The 17,324-nt window shown below is 54.3% G+C and carries 11 protein-coding genes; all 11 read left to right on the forward strand.

Annotated elements, in window-relative coordinates:
• Positions 1 to 291 precede the first annotated feature (291 nt).
• The 11 genes from J7619_RS27590 to soxC all read left to right on the forward strand — a co-directional run bounded on the left by J7619_RS27590 (position 292) and on the right by soxC (position 17,014).
• Positions 292 to 870 carry an RNA polymerase sigma factor gene (locus J7619_RS27590; RefSeq protein WP_291206816.1) on the forward strand — a complete coding sequence of 193 codons (579 nt, stop codon included), beginning with the start codon at positions 292 to 294 and terminating at the stop codon, positions 868 to 870.
• A 68-nt stretch (positions 871 to 938) separates the two neighbouring features.
• Positions 939 to 1,973 (forward strand): FecR family protein, encoded by a 1,035-nt coding sequence (locus J7619_RS27595; protein WP_291206818.1) that lies wholly within the window; start codon positions 939 to 941, stop codon positions 1,971 to 1,973.
• Between the two features lie 14 nt (positions 1,974 to 1,987).
• Positions 1,988 to 5,350 carry a TonB-dependent receptor gene (locus J7619_RS27600; protein WP_291206821.1) on the forward strand — a complete coding sequence of 1,121 codons (3,363 nt, stop codon included), beginning with the start codon at positions 1,988 to 1,990 and terminating at the stop codon, positions 5,348 to 5,350.
• Positions 5,351 to 5,360: 10 nt separating this feature from the next.
• Positions 5,361 to 6,692, forward strand: a complete 1,332-nt coding sequence (locus J7619_RS27605; RefSeq protein ID WP_291206824.1) for a RagB/SusD family nutrient uptake outer membrane protein — start codon at positions 5,361 to 5,363, stop codon at positions 6,690 to 6,692.
• Between the two features lie 18 nt (positions 6,693 to 6,710).
• Positions 6,711 to 7,670: a cyanophycinase gene (locus J7619_RS27610; protein ID WP_291206827.1), complete on the forward strand. Its 960-nt coding sequence runs from the start codon at positions 6,711 to 6,713 to the stop codon at positions 7,668 to 7,670.
• 36 nt (positions 7,671 to 7,706) lie between these two features.
• Complete coding sequence (locus J7619_RS27615; RefSeq protein ID WP_291206828.1) at positions 7,707 to 10,751, forward strand: TonB-dependent receptor; 3,045 nt, start codon at positions 7,707 to 7,709, stop codon at positions 10,749 to 10,751.
• Positions 10,752 to 10,762: 11 nt separating this feature from the next.
• Positions 10,763 to 12,097, forward strand: coding sequence for a RagB/SusD family nutrient uptake outer membrane protein (locus J7619_RS27620; RefSeq protein ID WP_291206830.1), 1,335 nt, complete (start codon positions 10,763 to 10,765; stop codon positions 12,095 to 12,097).
• 12 nt (positions 12,098 to 12,109) lie between these two features.
• Entirely contained in the window at positions 12,110 to 13,492 is a 1,383-nt protein-coding gene (locus J7619_RS27625; RefSeq protein WP_291206833.1) for a DoxX family protein, read from the forward strand.
• Between the two features lie 18 nt (positions 13,493 to 13,510).
• Positions 13,511 to 15,190 (forward strand): hypothetical protein, encoded by a 1,680-nt coding sequence (locus tag J7619_RS27630; protein WP_291206836.1) that lies wholly within the window; start codon positions 13,511 to 13,513, stop codon positions 15,188 to 15,190.
• On the forward strand, positions 15,171 to 15,767 hold the full coding sequence (locus J7619_RS27635) for a c-type cytochrome (protein WP_291206839.1): 597 nt from the start codon (positions 15,171 to 15,173) through the stop codon (positions 15,765 to 15,767). Before J7619_RS27630 ends, J7619_RS27635 begins: the two co-directional genes overlap by 20 nt.
• A 2-nt stretch (positions 15,768 to 15,769) precedes the next feature.
• A complete protein-coding gene (soxC, locus tag J7619_RS27640) occupies positions 15,770 to 17,014 on the forward strand; it encodes a sulfite dehydrogenase (protein WP_291206842.1) in 1,245 nt (414 codons plus the stop codon).
• The last annotated feature ends 310 nt before the right edge of the window (positions 17,015 to 17,324 follow it).

Consider the following 17,324-nt stretch of genomic DNA (forward strand, 5'->3'; position numbering starts at 1 on the left):
AAAGCATTTGCCTTATTTTGGCGACCGGGCAGCATTACGCTGTATTGCGTATAGCTGTGATCGGTAGCGCTTTGAAATAAATTAGCACGCGACTTTTGGAGCGGTCGCTTGCGTGATAAGCCAAATAGGCCTTTATTTGTCTATTAGTCTTGTAGAGTATTCTTCTTATTAACCACCAATAAGAGCTTTTCGATCCGCCGTACGCCTGTTGCAGGCCAGTAGCCTCGTTGCGGGCAATGCGGGAAAATTGTGTTTAATCGTAAACAAACGGTGTTGTAAAACTTTCCGGAAGTGCGTGACTTAGGGGATTTATCGGACCAGCAGCTCCTGGCGGCGTTTCAGGAGGGCTCGGTGGCGGCGTTTGAAGCGATTCACCGGCGCTATTTCGGGCGGCTGTATGCACATGCATTCAAAATGCTGGGCAATGCGCACGACGCGCAGGACATTGTGCAGGAGGCATTTATAGCGCTCTGGATCAAAGGCGCCACCATTCAGGTGCATACCGGCCTGGCTGGCTATCTTTTTACCGCCGTCCGCAACCGCGTGCTCAACCTGATCGAGCGCGACAAAACCTACCGGGCCCATCTCGACGCGCTGGCCGCGTTTCTTGACGAGAATCCGTCGCCGCCTGCCTATGCGGCGGACGAGGAGTTGCTGTACACCCTTTTCGAAGCCGAAATTGAGCAGTTACCACGTAAAATGAAGGAGATTTTCGAATTGCGCCGGCAAGGCGAATTGTCGTACGCGGAGATCGCCGACCAGCTTTCGCTTTCGGACCATACTGTTAAAAAGCAAATCAGTAATGCTATTAAGATATTGAAAGACAGGCTCATGCAGTGGAAGTCGCAACTAGTCGTGTTATTTTTTTGAAAAATTTCTACTACTAAATGCAAAATCGCCTGTCATAGTACCGAATTGCAATTCATAACAATATCACAATGGACCAGCAGCAGGTAAGGGATTTGTTGGCGAAGTACCGCTTCGGCCGATGTACCGAGGCCGAAAAGGCGCTCATCGCACAATGGTACGCGGATACGGCCAGGCAGCAGCCCGGCTTACCGGCAGACCTCGACCTGGAAACGGCGCGGGAAAAGTCATGGACGAACATCCTGGCGGTTGTCCGGCAACCACACACACTGGAAACCCAGCCGGCAGTGCCGCCGGAAGTTGCATCCGGGAGCCGGATGGAAGCCCGCATACGACCGGCGCGCGCATTCTACGCGGCAGCGGCAGCGGCGGCGGTGTTTTGCGCAGGGCATTTCTGGCTGAGCGAGAATTTCGCTCCGAGCGGTAGAAATGCAACGCAAAGGATGCTCATGGCCAGTACATTACCCGGGGAAGTGAAAACTTACCGGTTGCCCGATAGTTCGCTGGTAACGCTGAACGGCGGCACTTCGATCAGTTATCCTGCCGCATTTGATGACAACGCGCGGGAGATCACGCTGACCGACGGCGAGGCTTATTTCGATGTGAAACATGACATGGCGCATCCCTTTATCGTCGATGCCGGCCGGACGCGGACGCAGGTGCTTGGGACCGTATTCGCCGTGCGCGCCTACCGCAGTCTCAATGATGTGCGGGTGACCGTAGCAAGCGGAAAAGTAGGCGTACGTAATGGAGAGGGCTATCCCGAAGCGCAGACGGCTTTCCTGCTTCCCGACGAACAACTGGTGGTCGACAACCGGAGCGGACGGGCGCAGAAAGAGCATGTGAATGCGCGGTCGCTGGCCGGATGGATCCACGGCGCGCTGGATTTCAACAATGAAGACCTGAAAACGATCGCATTATTGCTGGAAAAGAAATTCAATGTGGCAGTGCGGGTAGATGACAACACGCTTGCTGCACAGCGGCTTACGGCACGTTTCCGGGCGGAGGAAACTTTGGACGACATTCTCGGGACGCTGGCCATGGCGGGCAATTTCCATTACCGTCGCGCAACAGATCAGGTCTTGATCTCAATGAACGAGCATTAAAAAACGAACAGATTATGACGGAACTTATCCGATTGAACGGACGCTGCGAACGGCGCCATTTGAACCGGTTCTGGATGATCATCGTCCTTGTTGCTTCGCTTTTCCAGCCGGTTTTGGCCGACAGCGAGAAGACGATCCGGGACGTGAAAATCTCCATCAGGGCTGAAAAACAGTCTTTGAAAGCTATTTTAAAACAAATTGAAGAAAAAAGCGGGTTTGTTTTTATTTATCAAGATAGACTAGTAAATCCATATACTAACCTAACTTTTGAAGTCCGCAATGAACCTGTGGAGCAGGTGCTGAATAAGCTCCTTCGCCAGCGCAGCCTGGACTATGAGCAGCAGAAAGAAAAAGTGATCATCCGCGAAGCTGCCAAGCAGACAGGCGAGGCGTCGGATTCGGGCGAGGCGGACGATCAGGCCATTAACGGCGTCGTGAAAGATGAAAAAGGCGAGGGACTCCCTGGCGTGACTATCCGCGTCAAGGGTAGCAACAAAGGTACACTCACCGACGCCAACGGCGCATTCACTATTTCCGCAGGGGGGAGTGACGTGCTGATTTTCAGCTACATCGGTTATGTGACCTTGGAGCGGCCCCTTGGCGGTTCCACCAGTATCGATATAGCGCTGAGACCCGACGAAAGCCAGTTGAGCGAAGTGGTCGTAACGGGTTATACCCAAACCAAACGTAGCGCCCAAACCGGCGCCGTAACCACGGTCGATTCCAAGGATTTTTCACAGGTTTCCTACAACAGTGTGATCGAAAAATTGCAGGGTACCGTGCCCGGTTTGCAGATTTCGAGCAATTCGGGCGTGCCGGGGACTTCGGTACTGGTGCGGTTGCGCGGCGCCACGTCCATTAAGGCCGGTAACGATCCGCTGTATGTGGTGGACGGTGTTTTTATCAATAATGAAAACTTGCAGGGCCTTTCGCGCGGCATGGGCGGGCAGACGCCCAACCCGCTTTCGGACCTGAACCCGGACGATATCGAGTCGGTGTCGGTACTGAAAGACGCGAATGCGACCGCATTGTATGGAGCGCGGGGGGCCAATGGGGTGATCCTGATTACGACCAAACGCGGCGCGAGAAATTCGCGCACGAAGGTGAGTGTCAATGTCGAGCAGGGTTTTGCCAAGGCCACCAACCTCTGGCAGCTGGTAACCGGCCCCGAGCACGCCGAGCTGGTGAACCTGGTGCATCTCAACGACGGCAAAAGCTACGCCACACGCCCGTTCCGGCCAGTGTCGGAGGCAGTCGCGGGCTTTCCGGCATTCGGCAGCCCCGAAGAGCAGGGAACTTACGACCGCGTGAGCGACATTTTCCGCACGGCTTCGCTAAGCAAATACACATTATCCGTTTCCGGCGGCGATGCACGTACCAACTTTTATCTCGGTGGCGAGTACCAGAACCAGCAGTCGACGCTGAAAACGCAGGATTTCAAGCGGTACTCCTTCCGCTTCAACATCGACCATTCGATTTTGCCTAACCTTAAAATAGGGACGAGCAATACGCTGTCCAGCGTGCCGCGCAGGCTCGTGCGGGTGGGGGACGGGCCGGCTGGGTTGTTCCAGGCGGCGTTACACACGCCTACTTTTTACCCGTTCTACAATGAGGACGGCAGCTACGCCAAACCGACGGTTTTCGACAGCCACCTGGCCATTCTCGAAAACTCGGACACGCATTCGGTGAGTTTGCGGAGCATTAATAATGTGTACGCGATCTGGAATATCCTGCCGAACCTTTCTTTCAAATCTTCGTGGAGCAACGATTACAACAACTACCACGAAAAGGCCTACTACAATACCAACCTCGTCTACGGCCAGCCCGCGGGTGAGGCCAACGACGTGACGACGATCAAGCAGTCGCTCATTGCGGAGCAGCTTTTGAACTACAATTTATCCTCCGCCAAGGGCGAATTCTCGGTTTTCGTAGGGAATACCATTCAAAAAACGACTACCGAACGCGCCACGCTCACCGGTACCGGCTTTCCGAGCAACCAATTCAAGCGCATTGCCTCAGCGGCGGTGCAAACGGCTTCATCCACAGGTTCTTCCTATGGTTTGCTGTCGTATTTCGCGGGTTTTAATTACAGTTATGACAACCGGTACAGCATTGACGGCAACATCCGCGCCGATGCGTCTTCGCGGTTCGGCGCCGACCACCGCTGGGGCTATTTTCCGTCGGTAGGGTTGGGCTGGAATATCTCCAAAGAGGCGTTTTTCCCTGAAAGCAATACCCTTACCGACCTCCGCTTCAAGGCCAGCCTCGGCTTGACGGGCAATCAGGATATCGACGATTTCGCCTCACGCGGTCTTTGGGCGGGTGGTACCAATTACGGCGACCAGCCCGGCATTGCGCCCAGCCAGCTCGCTAACCCGGATTTGAAATGGGAGACGACGCGCCAGTACAACTTCGGCCTTTCAGGCGCCTTGCTGAAACAGCGGCTGAATTTTGAATTCAATTACTACGATAAATTCACCTACGACCTGCTGCTCGACCAGCCCGTGGCACCTAATACCGGTTTCTCGTCCGTCGTGCGCAATGTGGGCGAGATCAGCAACCGGGGCGTGGAGCTTCTACTGAACTCTGTGAATGTGCGCACCAAAGATTTGGAATGGAAAACCGTGCTCACCGTTTCGCGGAATGTGAACCGCGTGCAGAAACTGCTGACGCCGATTACCGCGAGCTACGATATGTTCCGCGTGGTGGAGGGCCAGCCGCTGTATTCGGTGTATGCCTATAAGGAAATTGGCCTGAATGCGGAGAATGGCAACGCGATCTACGAGGATGTAAACAAGGACGGCAAGATCACTGTCGACGACCAGCGCATTGTAGGTAATGTGTGGCCGAAATTCGAAGGGGCATTTCGTAATACATTGTCTTACAAAGGCCTCGACCTGAACCTGAATTTTTATTACAAATACGGCAACTCGGTGTACAACTACACGGCTTACTTCCTGGAAACGGCCGGTACACGCGGCGTAACGCGCTCTATTCAAAAGAGCTCGCTCAACTACTGGCAAAAGCCGGGCGACACCGGCGTGCTGCCAAGGCCGACCAACCTGACCAATCCCGATGGCAGCCTGAACTACTTCCGCACCGGCAACAGCCGCTACCTGGAAGACGCTTCGTACCTGCGCCTGCGCGATATTACGATCAGCTACAACCTGCCCAAGGGCGTAGCTAGGGCTATCCGCGCGTCGGGTGTGAGGCTGTATGTGACGGCTACCAACTTATGGACGCTGACCAACTATTCCGGGCCCGATCCTGAGGTGAATGTGGCTGCCGACAGCCGGAACGGCCTTGTGCAGGGTCTGGATTTTGGTACGCCGCCGCAGCCGAAATCGGTTGTAGTGGGTGTGAATCTGAGTTTTTAATGGATTTGATATGAGAAAACTGAATATAGCATTGATCTTGACCGCCTTGTGGTTCTCGTCCTGCTCCGACCTGCTGAATACCGAGCCGGAGCAGAATATCTCCGACGAAGCGGTGATTGTGGATGAAAAATCGGCCAATACGGCCCTGGTGGGCGTGTACGACGCTTTGCAGGGCTACGCGACCTCCAATATTATCGGTGTGGACCTGGCTTCCGATAACGTCGTGAACTACAACAACCAGAACAACCTGGTGCCCGACCTGACGCCCAACAATGCGGGCGGCGGCTTTTCGGCGATCTACAAGATGATCAACCAGGCCAACTTTATTATTGCGCTCGTTCCGGGCGTGCGGGACGGTTTTTTTACCCAGGAGGAAAGAAACCAGGTGCTCGGCGAGGCTTATTTCCTGCGCGCATTGGGATATCTCGACCTGGTAAAAACCTATGGCGGTGTGCAGCTCGTACTCACGCCTGCCACGGGCCCGGATACGCACAAAGGCACTAAAAGAAGCACCGCTGCTGAAACTTATGTGCAAATCGGTGCGGACCTGGACCAAGCCGAGCAGCTGTTGAAAGAAACCGTAAACCGCACCCGCGCGACGCGCTTTTCGGTATATGCATTGAAAGCGAGATATTTTACCTATCTGCAAAACTGGGAACAGGCCGAGGTTAACGCATCGAAAGTGATTGCGAATGCAGGTTTTAAACTGGTCAGGCCTTATTCCGCATTCTTTACCGGCAAAACCACCGAGGAATCGATTTTTGAACTGGTTTACAGTACTTCGGATCGTAACTCGTTCTATACCAACTGGCTTTCGCCGGCAGACGGCGGTCGTCACGACTACATTCCGGCGCGCGAATTCGTGAGCCAGCTGCTCGATCCGTCCAAAGGCGGCGCGCGCAAAAGTCTGCTCAAACAAACGGCCGAAGGCTCCTGGGACCTCATTCAATATGGTAAACCTGACGGTTCCAGCTCGGTGTTCATCCTGCGCATTGCCGAGCAGTACCTGATCCGCGCCGAAGCGCGGGCCAACAAAGCCACGCCCGATTTTACCGGTGCATTGGCCGACCTGAATGCAATCCGCACCCGCTCGGACGTGCCCGCAGCCACGCTCACGGTAACGTCGGGCAAGGAGGCATTTAACCTGGCGATCCTCGAAGAGCGCCGCCTCGAACTGCCGTTCGAAGGCCACCGCTTCGTGGATGTGGTGCGCACCGGCCGCTCGGCGACGATTTTCGGGGCTATTAATGCCAACCGCAAGAACCAGCAATTCAACATCCTGCCTATTCCGCTCACGGCCATTCAGACCGATGCGGATCTGGTACAAAATCCAGGCTATTAACATTCATTCCTACAAAATATGAGAATCAAACTGATCCTGAACACTGTTTTCGCAGGCATTGCGATGGCCACGGCGACATTCACAGCCGTGAATGCGCAGACACCCGTAACCGTCAAAAAGAATGCTACCACCCGCCATGGTCCTGAGAGAGGCTCGCTGATCATCATTGGCGGGGGCGGGGCTACGCCTGAAATCTGGAAGCGCTTCGTGCAGCTGGCGGGCGGGAAGGAAAAGGCCAAAATCGTGGTCGTTACCGCCGCAGGCGGCGATTCGGCGGCTTATGATACCAAATCCGTAGAGCTCGTGAAGCGCGAAACCGGCATTGCCAACGTGACTTTGCTGCATACCAACGACCTGAAAGAAGCCAACAGCGAAAAATTCGTTGCGCCCATTCGATCAGCAACGGGCGTATACATCGTAGGAGGTCGCCAGTGGCGCATTGCCGACTCTTACCTGAACACATTGACCCATCAGGCATTCCAGGAGCTGTTGGACCGCGGCGGCGTGATTTCCGGTACTTCGGCGGGGGCCAGCATTCAGGGCTCATTCCTGTGGCGGGGTGATACCAAAGGGGCGCATATCCTCGTCGGCGACCATACGCAGGGGCTGGGTTTCTTGAAAAACTCGGTGATTGACCAGCATTTGTTCCGCCGCAACCGCCAGTTCGATCTCGTGGAATTCGTAAAGAATGCGCCGGAGCTGATCGGCATCGGGCTGGATGAGGCTACTTCCATTGTGGTTCAAAAGGACACGTTGGAGGTAGTGGGGCGCTCGTACGCATCCATTTATGACTACAACACCATCATCGGCAGCGGCGCGAAGCATGTGCAGGGCAGTCGCGAGGTATCGACGGCAAGCAATGGGCCATTCTTCTTTTTGCATGAAGGGCAAAAGTATGATTTGAAGGAGCGGAAGGTAATCGAAGCGCCGAGAAAGCAACCCGAACAGGAAGTGCTCTCTGGTAACAAGGGAAAATAAAATGCATTGTATCCACCCCAATTATAATCTGATTTAATGAGACATTATTTATTTAAAAACCGTGGGCCTGCAAGGTCCGGGCAAAGGATAGGGTGGCTGATTGCTTCTCTGTGGCTTGCTGTTTCGGCAGCGTTTGCAGGACCTGCCGATGAACTGACGGGCAAGGTCACTGATAAAGACGGTGCCGCGTTGCCCGGTGTGAATATCCAGATCAAAGGAACCACGCAGGGAACGGTGACGGATACCGATGGAAATTTTCACCTCAATGTGGCCGAAGGGCAGGAGCTCGTGGTGTCGTTTATCGGGTATGTTAGCCAGCAGGTGCGGCCGGGCAGGCAAAGCAGTCTTACAGTGAAACTGGAAATCGATCAGCGACAGTTGAATGAGGTGATTGTCGTCGGTTACGGCACGCAGGAACGTAAGAACGTGATTGGCTCCATTGCCAAAGTGGATCCGACCGACGTAAAAAGTATTCCGGTTGGGAGTTTCGACGCTCAGCTGCAAGGAAAAGTCCCCGGCGTGCAGATTACCTCCAACACCGGCGTGCCGGGCGAGGCGGTGACCGTGCGCGTCCGGGGCGCGACATCCATCAATGGCGACAACGACCCGCTTTACGTAATCGACGGCGTGTTTATGAACAGCAACAGTATGCAAACCACCAACACCGGTGGCAAGGCTACGTCGCCCATTGCCGATATCAACCCCAACGACATCGAAAGTCTCGAAGTCCTCAAAGACGCCGAGGCGACCGCGTTGTACGGCTCGCGCGGCGCAAACGGGGTCATTATCATCACTACCAAAAGAGGTAAGTTCAACCAGAAAGCCAAAGTGAGTCTGAATGCCTCTTACGGCTGGGCCAAGGCGGCCAAGCTCTGGGACCTAACCACCGGCCCCGAGCACGCGCAATTGGTGAACGAATGGTGGATCAATACCGGCAAAGATACGCCGTCGCTGAACCGTACGGAAGCTAACCGGCCATTCCGCCCTGTTTCGGAGGGCGGCCGCGGATTGCCTGAGGAGCAAAAAACGTATGACCGGCTCGGCGAGATTTTCCAGACCGCGCCATTGCAGAATTACGACTTGTCGGTTTCCGGCGGGACGGCTTCCACCAAATACTATATCGGCGGCGGCTTCACCAGGCAGGAGTCGATCCTGAAACCGATCACATTCAACCGGGCGAGTTTTAAAGTAAACTTAGACCAGAAGATTTCAGACAAAATCCAGGTAGGGGTGAGCAATAGCTTCGCGCGCACGTTCCGCAACCAGGCGCGCGCAGGCGACGGTCCGGCGGGCGGGCTTTTACAGGCCGCATTGCATACGCCTACCTACCTTTCGCCGACTAATGAAAACGGCGAGCTGGTAGGCCGCGCGGGTTTCGACAATGTGACTTTGCTGTTGCAAAACTACGATGTGAAGTCCGTGAGCCTGCGCTACATCGGTAATCTCTACGCCGAAGCCGAGATTTTGCCTAACCTTAAATTCCGTACGAGCTGGGGGTTGGATTTTAATAATTATGATGAAAATGAATACTGGAACACGTTCCTGATCACGGGCAGCCCGAACGGCTTCGCGTCGGCGAACAACGGGCAGGCTACGACGTGGCTGAATGAGCAGACTCTCTCGTTCCGCCAGAAAATCGGTGCGAAGCATTCCTTCGGCATTCTGGTAGGTAATACCATTCAAAGTGATTTGAATACCGGTACTGCGGCGACGGGGCGCGGTTTTGCCAACAATTCCTTCAAACTGATTTCTTCGGCCGCCACTACCACGGGATCGAGTAGCTGGTCGAAGAAAAACCTGGCCTCGTTCTTCTCCCGCGTGGATTACAATTACGGAGGCAAATACCTGCTCGATTTCAGCATTCGGGCCGATGGCTCGTCCAGCTTCGGGGCCGACCGTAAATGGGGCTATTTCCCGTCGGTAGGCGGCGGCTGGCGCGTAAAACAGGAGGATTTTCTTAAAAATGTGGCCGCTATCAGCGATCTGAAAATCCGTGCGAGTTACGGTGTGACGGGTAATCAAAACGGCCTGGGCAGCTTCGCGGCACTCGGATTGTGGAGCAGCGGTTCGTCCTACCAGGGCAATCCGGGCATTGCGCCGCAGCAATTGGCCAACCCCGACCTGCAATGGGAGCGCACCAACCAGTTGAATGCCGGCGCCGACATCGCATTCTTCGGCGACCGCCTCGGCATCGAATTCAACGTCTACCGCAAATACACCAGCAATGGCCTGCTCTCGCTCACATTGCCCGCTACGACGGGTTTTGCCAACTACCGCAGCAACACGGCCGAGATCAGCAACAAAGGTTTCGAACTGGCGATCCGCTCGGTGAATTTCCAGAACAATACGCTTTCGTGGATCACGACATTCAACGTGGCGCGGAATGTGAACAAAATCGAGAAGCTGGAAAATCCGCTCGAATACGGCAGCCGGAGCCTGATTTTGCTCCAACAAGGGCATCCGCTCTATTCTTTCTGGGTTTACAAACAACTTTACGTAGACCCGCAGACGGGTAACACCGTGTACGAAGATGTGAATAAAGACGGCAAGATCACCGTCGCCGACCGGCAGATCGATGGCAGTATCTGGCCCAAATTCTTCGGCGGACTGACCAACACCGTGACTTACAAAGGCTTTGATCTGAATGCATTTCTGGCATTCAGCTATGGTAACAAGGTGTACAACCACAACAAGTTCTTCGGTGAAGGCGGCGGTGCCCGCGACGCGGCACGTGTGATTTTTGCGAGCAACAACGACCGCTGGCAGAAGCCCGGCGATGTGACAGACGTGCCCCGGCCTGACGGCGTGAATGTGAACAACTATCGCGACGGCGGCAGCCGCTGGCTGGAAGACGGTTCGTTTGTGCGCCTGCGCAACCTGACCATCGGCTACACCATTCCGGTGCGGCACATCAGCTCGCTGCGCATTTACGCCACGGGTAGCAACCTGTTCACCATCACCAAATACACCGGCCTCGACCCCGAGTCGAGTGCATCGAGCGCACAGAACGAGCAGGGGATCGACCTGGGCACGCCTCCGCAGCCGCGCAGCTTCCAGCTGGGTGTTAACCTGACATTTTAATGATCGAATTTATGAAAGCATTCAAATACCTCTTGCCGTTGTCCATGCTGATCGGGCTGGATTCCTGCAACAACTTCCTCGATGTGCAGCCTCGCTCGTCTATTTCTGACGACCAGACGATCATCGACAAGGCTTCTGCGGAAACCGCCGTGAATGGCGTGTACGATTCGTTCCGCAGCTATTACAGCATCAATTTCCAGTCGATCGGCTATTTGTCGGGCGACAATATTCAATGGACCGGCTCGCAGTCGCAGATCCAGGAGTTTATCAACCACCGCGTGAATGCGGAGAATTCGACTGTTTCCGCGGTTTGGACCGGCATTTATAGCACGCTCAACCGCATTAACCACGTCATCGAAAAAGTGCCGAACGTTCAGGACCCGTTGCTGACCGCGCCTTTGAAAAACAAACTCATCGGCGAAGCCTATTTCCTGCGTGCATTGGCCTATTTCGACCTCGCACGCATTTGGGGCGGCGTCCCGATTGTCACCAAACCGACCGCCACGCCATCCGACAACCGCGGCATCGAGCGCGCCACGCAGGAGCAGGTGTACGCGCAGGTACTGGCCGATCTGAATGCCGCCGAGCCCTTGCTGCCCGCGACTACCGACCGTTTCCGCGCTACGCAAAAGACGGTATGGGCATTGAAATCACGATATTACCTCTATCAAAAGGATTATGCAAAAGCGGAGGAGTATGCTTCGAAAGTGATTTCCGATGCTGCGAACTACAAGCTGGTTACGCCGTACAGTGCATTTTTTGCCAATGATGCAAGAGGCACTACCGAGTCGGTTTTCGAGATTTTTTACAGTGTTAATGAAACTAATGGCCACCGTGGCCAGTGGCAGCCGCAGGAAAAAGGTGGTACCCGGCAATGGGCACCGAATGACGCATTCGTGGCGCTGGTGAACGATCCGGAAGTGGGTGGTAACCGCAATGCCCTCGTGGCCAAGGACAATCAGGGCCGTTGGTATGGCAACATGTATTACCGCAGCCCCGCCACCGACCCGACTTTCGTGATCCGCATTGCCGAGCTCTACCTCATACGTGCCGAGGCGCGTGCGCAAACGGGCGCGCTCACAGGCGCGCTCGCGGACCTGAACGCAATCCGCGAACGCGCAGGTATCGCTAAAAGTACCGCTGCCACATCAGACCAGTTGCTGCTTGCTATCGAAAACGAACGCCGGATCGAATTTGCATTGGAGCCGCACCGCTGGTTCGATCTGGTGCGCACCGGGCGAGCCGATAAGGTGCTTAATGTGACCGATCCGAACCGTTTGCTATTGCCCATTCCGGCAGAGCAACTACTGATCGACAAGGCTTTGAAACAAAATCCCGGCTACTAATCCCTGAACCTTATGCCACAAAACCTGACTTACCCGGCTAGCGCCAAAGTACCGCATGCTACCGGTTCGGACGCTGCATCCGCCGCATGGAGCCCCTTCGAAAAGGTGCTCTTCCGTGTTGCATTCATTTATTTTGCGATCCAGAGCATTCCGCTCGATTGGAAATACTTTCGGCGCATCTTCCAGATCAACTGGTTGAACCTGACCTACGGCGATATTTTCGACCTGGCACGTTACCAGCCGCGGTTTTTCGGAGAGCAGGACACCTTCGCGAACTGGCTCGTAATACTGGTGATCGCCATCGCCGGCGCAGTGATATGGGGCAATCGCGACAAAGACCGCCGCGATTATAACCAGCTTTATTACTGGCTCCGCGTAGTCGTGCGTTACCGGCTGGCGGCCGGGCTGATTGCCTATGGTTTTATCAAATTTTATCCCTTGCAGGCCCCGGAGCCGTCGCTCAGCAACCTGAATACGGCCTATGGCGATTTCAGCGCCTGGAAGTTGTTCGCATTGAGCCTCGGGGTAGTGCCCAACTACGAGTCGTTTTTAGGGCTGGTCGAACTGATAGGGGGATTATTGTTGCTCCACAGGAAAACCACCACCATCGCAACGCTCATTATCATTCCGTTTACCGGTAATGTGTTTTTCTCCAATCTGGCTTATGAAGGCGGTGAGTACGTGTACAGCTTTTACCTGATCATCCTCGCATTGTTCCTTTTCGCATTCGACGCGAACCGGCTTTTCCGGCTTTTTGCATTGGAAAAACCTACTGTGCCCAACCTTTTCAAACCCGATTTCAGCGACGCGCGGTTGAAATTTGGCCGGGTCGCGTTGAAAGCGGTATTCGTGCTGTTTTTCGTGGTGATTTATGGTTCCAAAACTTACGCAGGTTATCATTCGAATCCCTATCAGTATCCGACAAAAGCAGGCTTACCTAATGCTGCGGGGCTTTATAATGTGGAGGAATTTGTGATTAATGGCGATACGCTGGCCTATTCGGCGCTCGACTCCGTGCGGTGGAAAGATGTGGTGTTCGAAAAATGGGCCACGCTCAGTATCCGCGCCTCGCGCCCGCGAGTGATCGACTCTACCAATGTCGAACAGATCCATTTCGACGATGCCAAGCGCAACTTCGAATTTGCAGGGTCGGGCGGGCGTAACTATTATGGTTACGAGTTGGATGAAAATACGAAGACTTTGAAGTTGATCAACAAAGTGAATGCGTCTGACCAAATCTTGCTGCATTATACCCGTCCGGACAGCGCCACGATCCGGCTTTCCGGCGTTAGCAGCGGCCGGGATTCGTTACAGGTGGTTTTGAAAAAAATCAATAAAAAGTACCTGTTCCAGGAAGTGAAAAAGGTAGGACGCAGGGGTGAATTCAAATTGTAATCTAAAAACTTTCAAGATATGTCAACGATCAGAACAAACGCAGATGATCTGACGCTCACGGGTGCAGCACCGGTCGAAGAAGCCGTCAACGGCGAAGGTACTCGGCGAAGCTGGCCCGAATGGCAGAAAATCCTTTTCCGTATCGCATTCGTGTTTTTCCTGGCGATGTCCATTCCCAACAGCGCCGGCTGGTACACCGACCTGGTCACATTCGATTGGACGCGCCTGCATTATCGCGACGTGTACGACATCGCGCGCTTTGGTTCGGGGCTCGATCTGTTCGGTAAATCCATTTTTGGTAGTCAGCTCGAAGGTTATGCGACCTGGATCATTACTGCATTGGCTGCCATAGCAGTCGGGTTGATATGGACGGTCATTGTAAAAGCCATCAAGCGTGAGCCAAGGGAGTATAACCTGCTTTATTACTGGCTCCGCGTGGTGGTGCGCTACCGGGCTGGTATTGGCATCATTGGTTTCGGATACACCAAGCTGATGCCTACCCAAATGCCTTACCCTTCGTATGGGCTGCTGAATACCAATTTCGGGGATTTTACATTGCAGAAGATTTATTGGCTCTCAGTCGGGATTGTGCCCTGGTACCAGGTATTTGCGGGCGTGGTAGAGCTGACGGCCGGTATATTGCTCTTTTTTCGCGGCACCACTACGCTGGGCGCTATCCTGCTGCTGGGCGCGTTAGGGGATATTGTGTATGTTAATTTCGCCTACGACGGCGGTGTGCACGTGTACAGCTCTTACTTTGTGCTGCTGGCGGCATTTTTGCTGATTAAGGATATTCCAAAATTCTGGAACCTGCTGATTCTGGAACGCTTTACCGTTCCTAACAGCTACTATCCTGCATTCAGCGAAAAGTGGCAACAATATGTGCGCTATGGCCTGAAAGCATTCGTTTTTGGCCTGTTTGTGTTCTATTTGTTTTGGTTGCAATATGTCAATTTTAAATATGACCCTTACAAACAGCCTTCCACAGCGGGCATTAAAGTGCTCCGGGGCAACTATAATGTAACGGAATTCAAAATCAACAACCGGGAAATTCCCTACTCGCCGACTGATACGGTAAGATGGCAATGGGCGACGTTCGAAAACTGGACTACACTGACTTTTAAAGTAAACAAACCCACCCCGCTCGATCTTTCCAACGGCGGCGGTGCGCCTATGCGCGACCTCGGGCGGACGTTCGAGCTCACCGGCACGGGCGGTGGCCAACGCGTGTTCCATTACCTGGCTGATACGGTCGAACATACTTTGTATTTGCAGGATAAATATGTGAAAGGAGGGCCGCGCGACGGCGTAGGCCAGTTGCAACAGCGCGAGGCACGCCAGGGACAGGCCGGGGGAGGTGAGGAAGTTGGACAACCGCAACGGCGCGGTGAAGGAACTGGCGGGCGTGACAGAAATGGCCGCAACTGGATCAGCAAACAGGCATTGGCCAGGATAGGCGACGAGAACAAGATGATCGACCCGCTCGGCCAGTCGGCCCGCCGCGACCGCGAGTTCGCTGCCAAACCGCGTCGCGGAAAACGCAACCGTATGATCCTCAACTACTCAACCACAGACGGATCTCGGGTCATCCTCAGAGGAGTTAACGAGAAAAAAGATTCAATATATGTAGTCCTGGACCGTGTCGAAAGACCGTACGTTTTGGCTAAAAGCACGCTCAATGCAGGGAAATACAACTAAGATTATCGGCAGCATGGTGGTGTTTGCCATGCTGTCGGCTATGAATCCGAAAGTCAGCCAGCAACGCCCGGACCCGTTGCTGGCTGATACCCTTTCACAGCCTGGTCATTTTGGTTTCGGCCGGCCGGCCACCGAGGCGGAGATCGCCGCGCTGGATATCGATGTCCGCCCCGATGGCAAAGGCCTGCCGAAAGGCGAAGGCAATGCGACGGAAGGTAAGGCCATTTATGCATTAAAATGCGCAGGCTGCCACGGCGCCACCGGCACCGAAGGCCCCAACGACAGGCTCGTAGTAGGCGATACTACACAGGGACGTGCCAGGCGGATCAAAGCCATTGGAAACTATTGGCCCTATGCGACTACCGTTTTTGATTACATCCGGCGGGCTATGCCTTTCAACCAGCCAGGTTCGCTGACCGACCGGGAAGTGTACAGCCTGACAGCCTACCTGCTCCATGCGAATGGTTTGTGGGACGAGAAGGCAGGCTTGAATGCTAAAAACCTTCCGAAAATTAAAATGCCGGCACGCGATAAGTTCGTTCCCGACGACCGGAAGGGTGGCGCTGAAATTCGATAATTATGCAGCAACCCCACGATAAAAAGACATTGATCAGTTCCGGCAAAATGAGCCGGCGCAACCTGCTCGCCGGGGCGGCAGCGGCTTCTTTTGTTTTGGTACAAACCGCCAGCGGCAAAGCATTCCAGGCGGCATTGACTGCTTCGGAGCTGGCCGATGATCCGACCAAAGTTCCGGGTGTGCCGCCGGGTGTACTCGGCACGCGGTCGCCTTTTGAAAAACCGGTGAAAACCCCATCCGACACCTCCTCGCGTACGCCTTTGCAGGACCTGCACGGCATCATCACACCCTCGGACCTGCATTACGAGCGGCACCATGGCGGCGTTCCGGCTATCGACCCATCGAAGCACGAACTGGTCATTCATGGCATGGTCGATAAGCCGATGGTATTCTCGCTGGCCGATTTGAAACGTTTTCCTTCGGTTTCCCGCATTGCATTTCTGGAATGTTCGGGCAACTACCGGGGCGCGGGCGACGGCAAAATCCGTCCGCAGGAAATTTGTGGCCTCACCAGCCAGAGTGAATGGACGGGCGTGGCGTTATCGACGCTTTTTCGCGAAGTAGGCGTTAGCCCGAAAGCTACCTGGTTTCTGGCCGAGGGCGGAGATGCGGCAGTAATGACCCGCAGTGTGCCTGTGCACAAGGGCTGGGAGGACGCTATTATCGCTTATGCCCAAAACGGCGAGGCTATCCGCCCTGAGCAGGGCTATCCCGTGCGCCTTTTCCTGCCGGGATGGGAGGGTAATGCCAACGTGAAATGGCTCCGCCGGATCGAGCTCGCCGACGCGCCCTTCATGACCCGTGAGGAGACTTCCAAATACACCGAAGCGGTAGGTGGGGGCAAAATCCGTCAGTTCAGCTTTACCATGGATGCCCGTTCGATCATTACCTACCCGTCGTATCCCGCGAAAGTGGAAAAGGGCTGGATCGAAATAAGGGGGATTGCATGGAGCGGCCGGGGAAAAGTAACCCGCGTGGAAGTAAGCACCGACGCCGGCAAAACCTGGCAGAATGCCGCCTTGCAGGAACCGGTGCTCGACAAGGCCATCGTAGCATTCCGTTACCTGTGGAATTGGGACGGCAGTTCTACCGAGATCATGAGTCGTGCGGTAGATGAAACCGGGTATGTGCAGCCGTTTTTAAAACAATTACTCGCAGCACGCGGAGGGAATATGGGTTACCATTTCAACCCGGTCACAGCGTGGTACTTGCAGGGGGACGGGCAGGTATTGTTTAAAGCTACGTAGCTTTGTTATTGTAAATGCGACCGTCAGATCGGTGCTTAGCTTGCCGTTTTAAAATATCCTTACACCTTCATGCGCCCGACTCCGCTGGCCCTAGGGAGCAGCGGAAAACAGTCGGCCGTTGTCCAGCGACAACGCCTACCTCCCTATACGTACCGACCGATTGGAATTGTTGACGTATAACAGCATAGGTTATCTTTCGTGTAGAGCCACAGATATTACTGTGAACGTATAATCATATCGTGTGTAGTTTCTTGGCAATCTACTTGTTTTGTGTACTGCATTAAGTGTTTTATTTTATTGAAATAATTAT

The sequence above is a fragment of the Dyadobacter sp. genome (genome assembly GCF_017744695.1).
In the GTDB taxonomy this organism is placed as follows: domain Bacteria; phylum Bacteroidota; class Bacteroidia; order Cytophagales; family Spirosomataceae; genus Dyadobacter.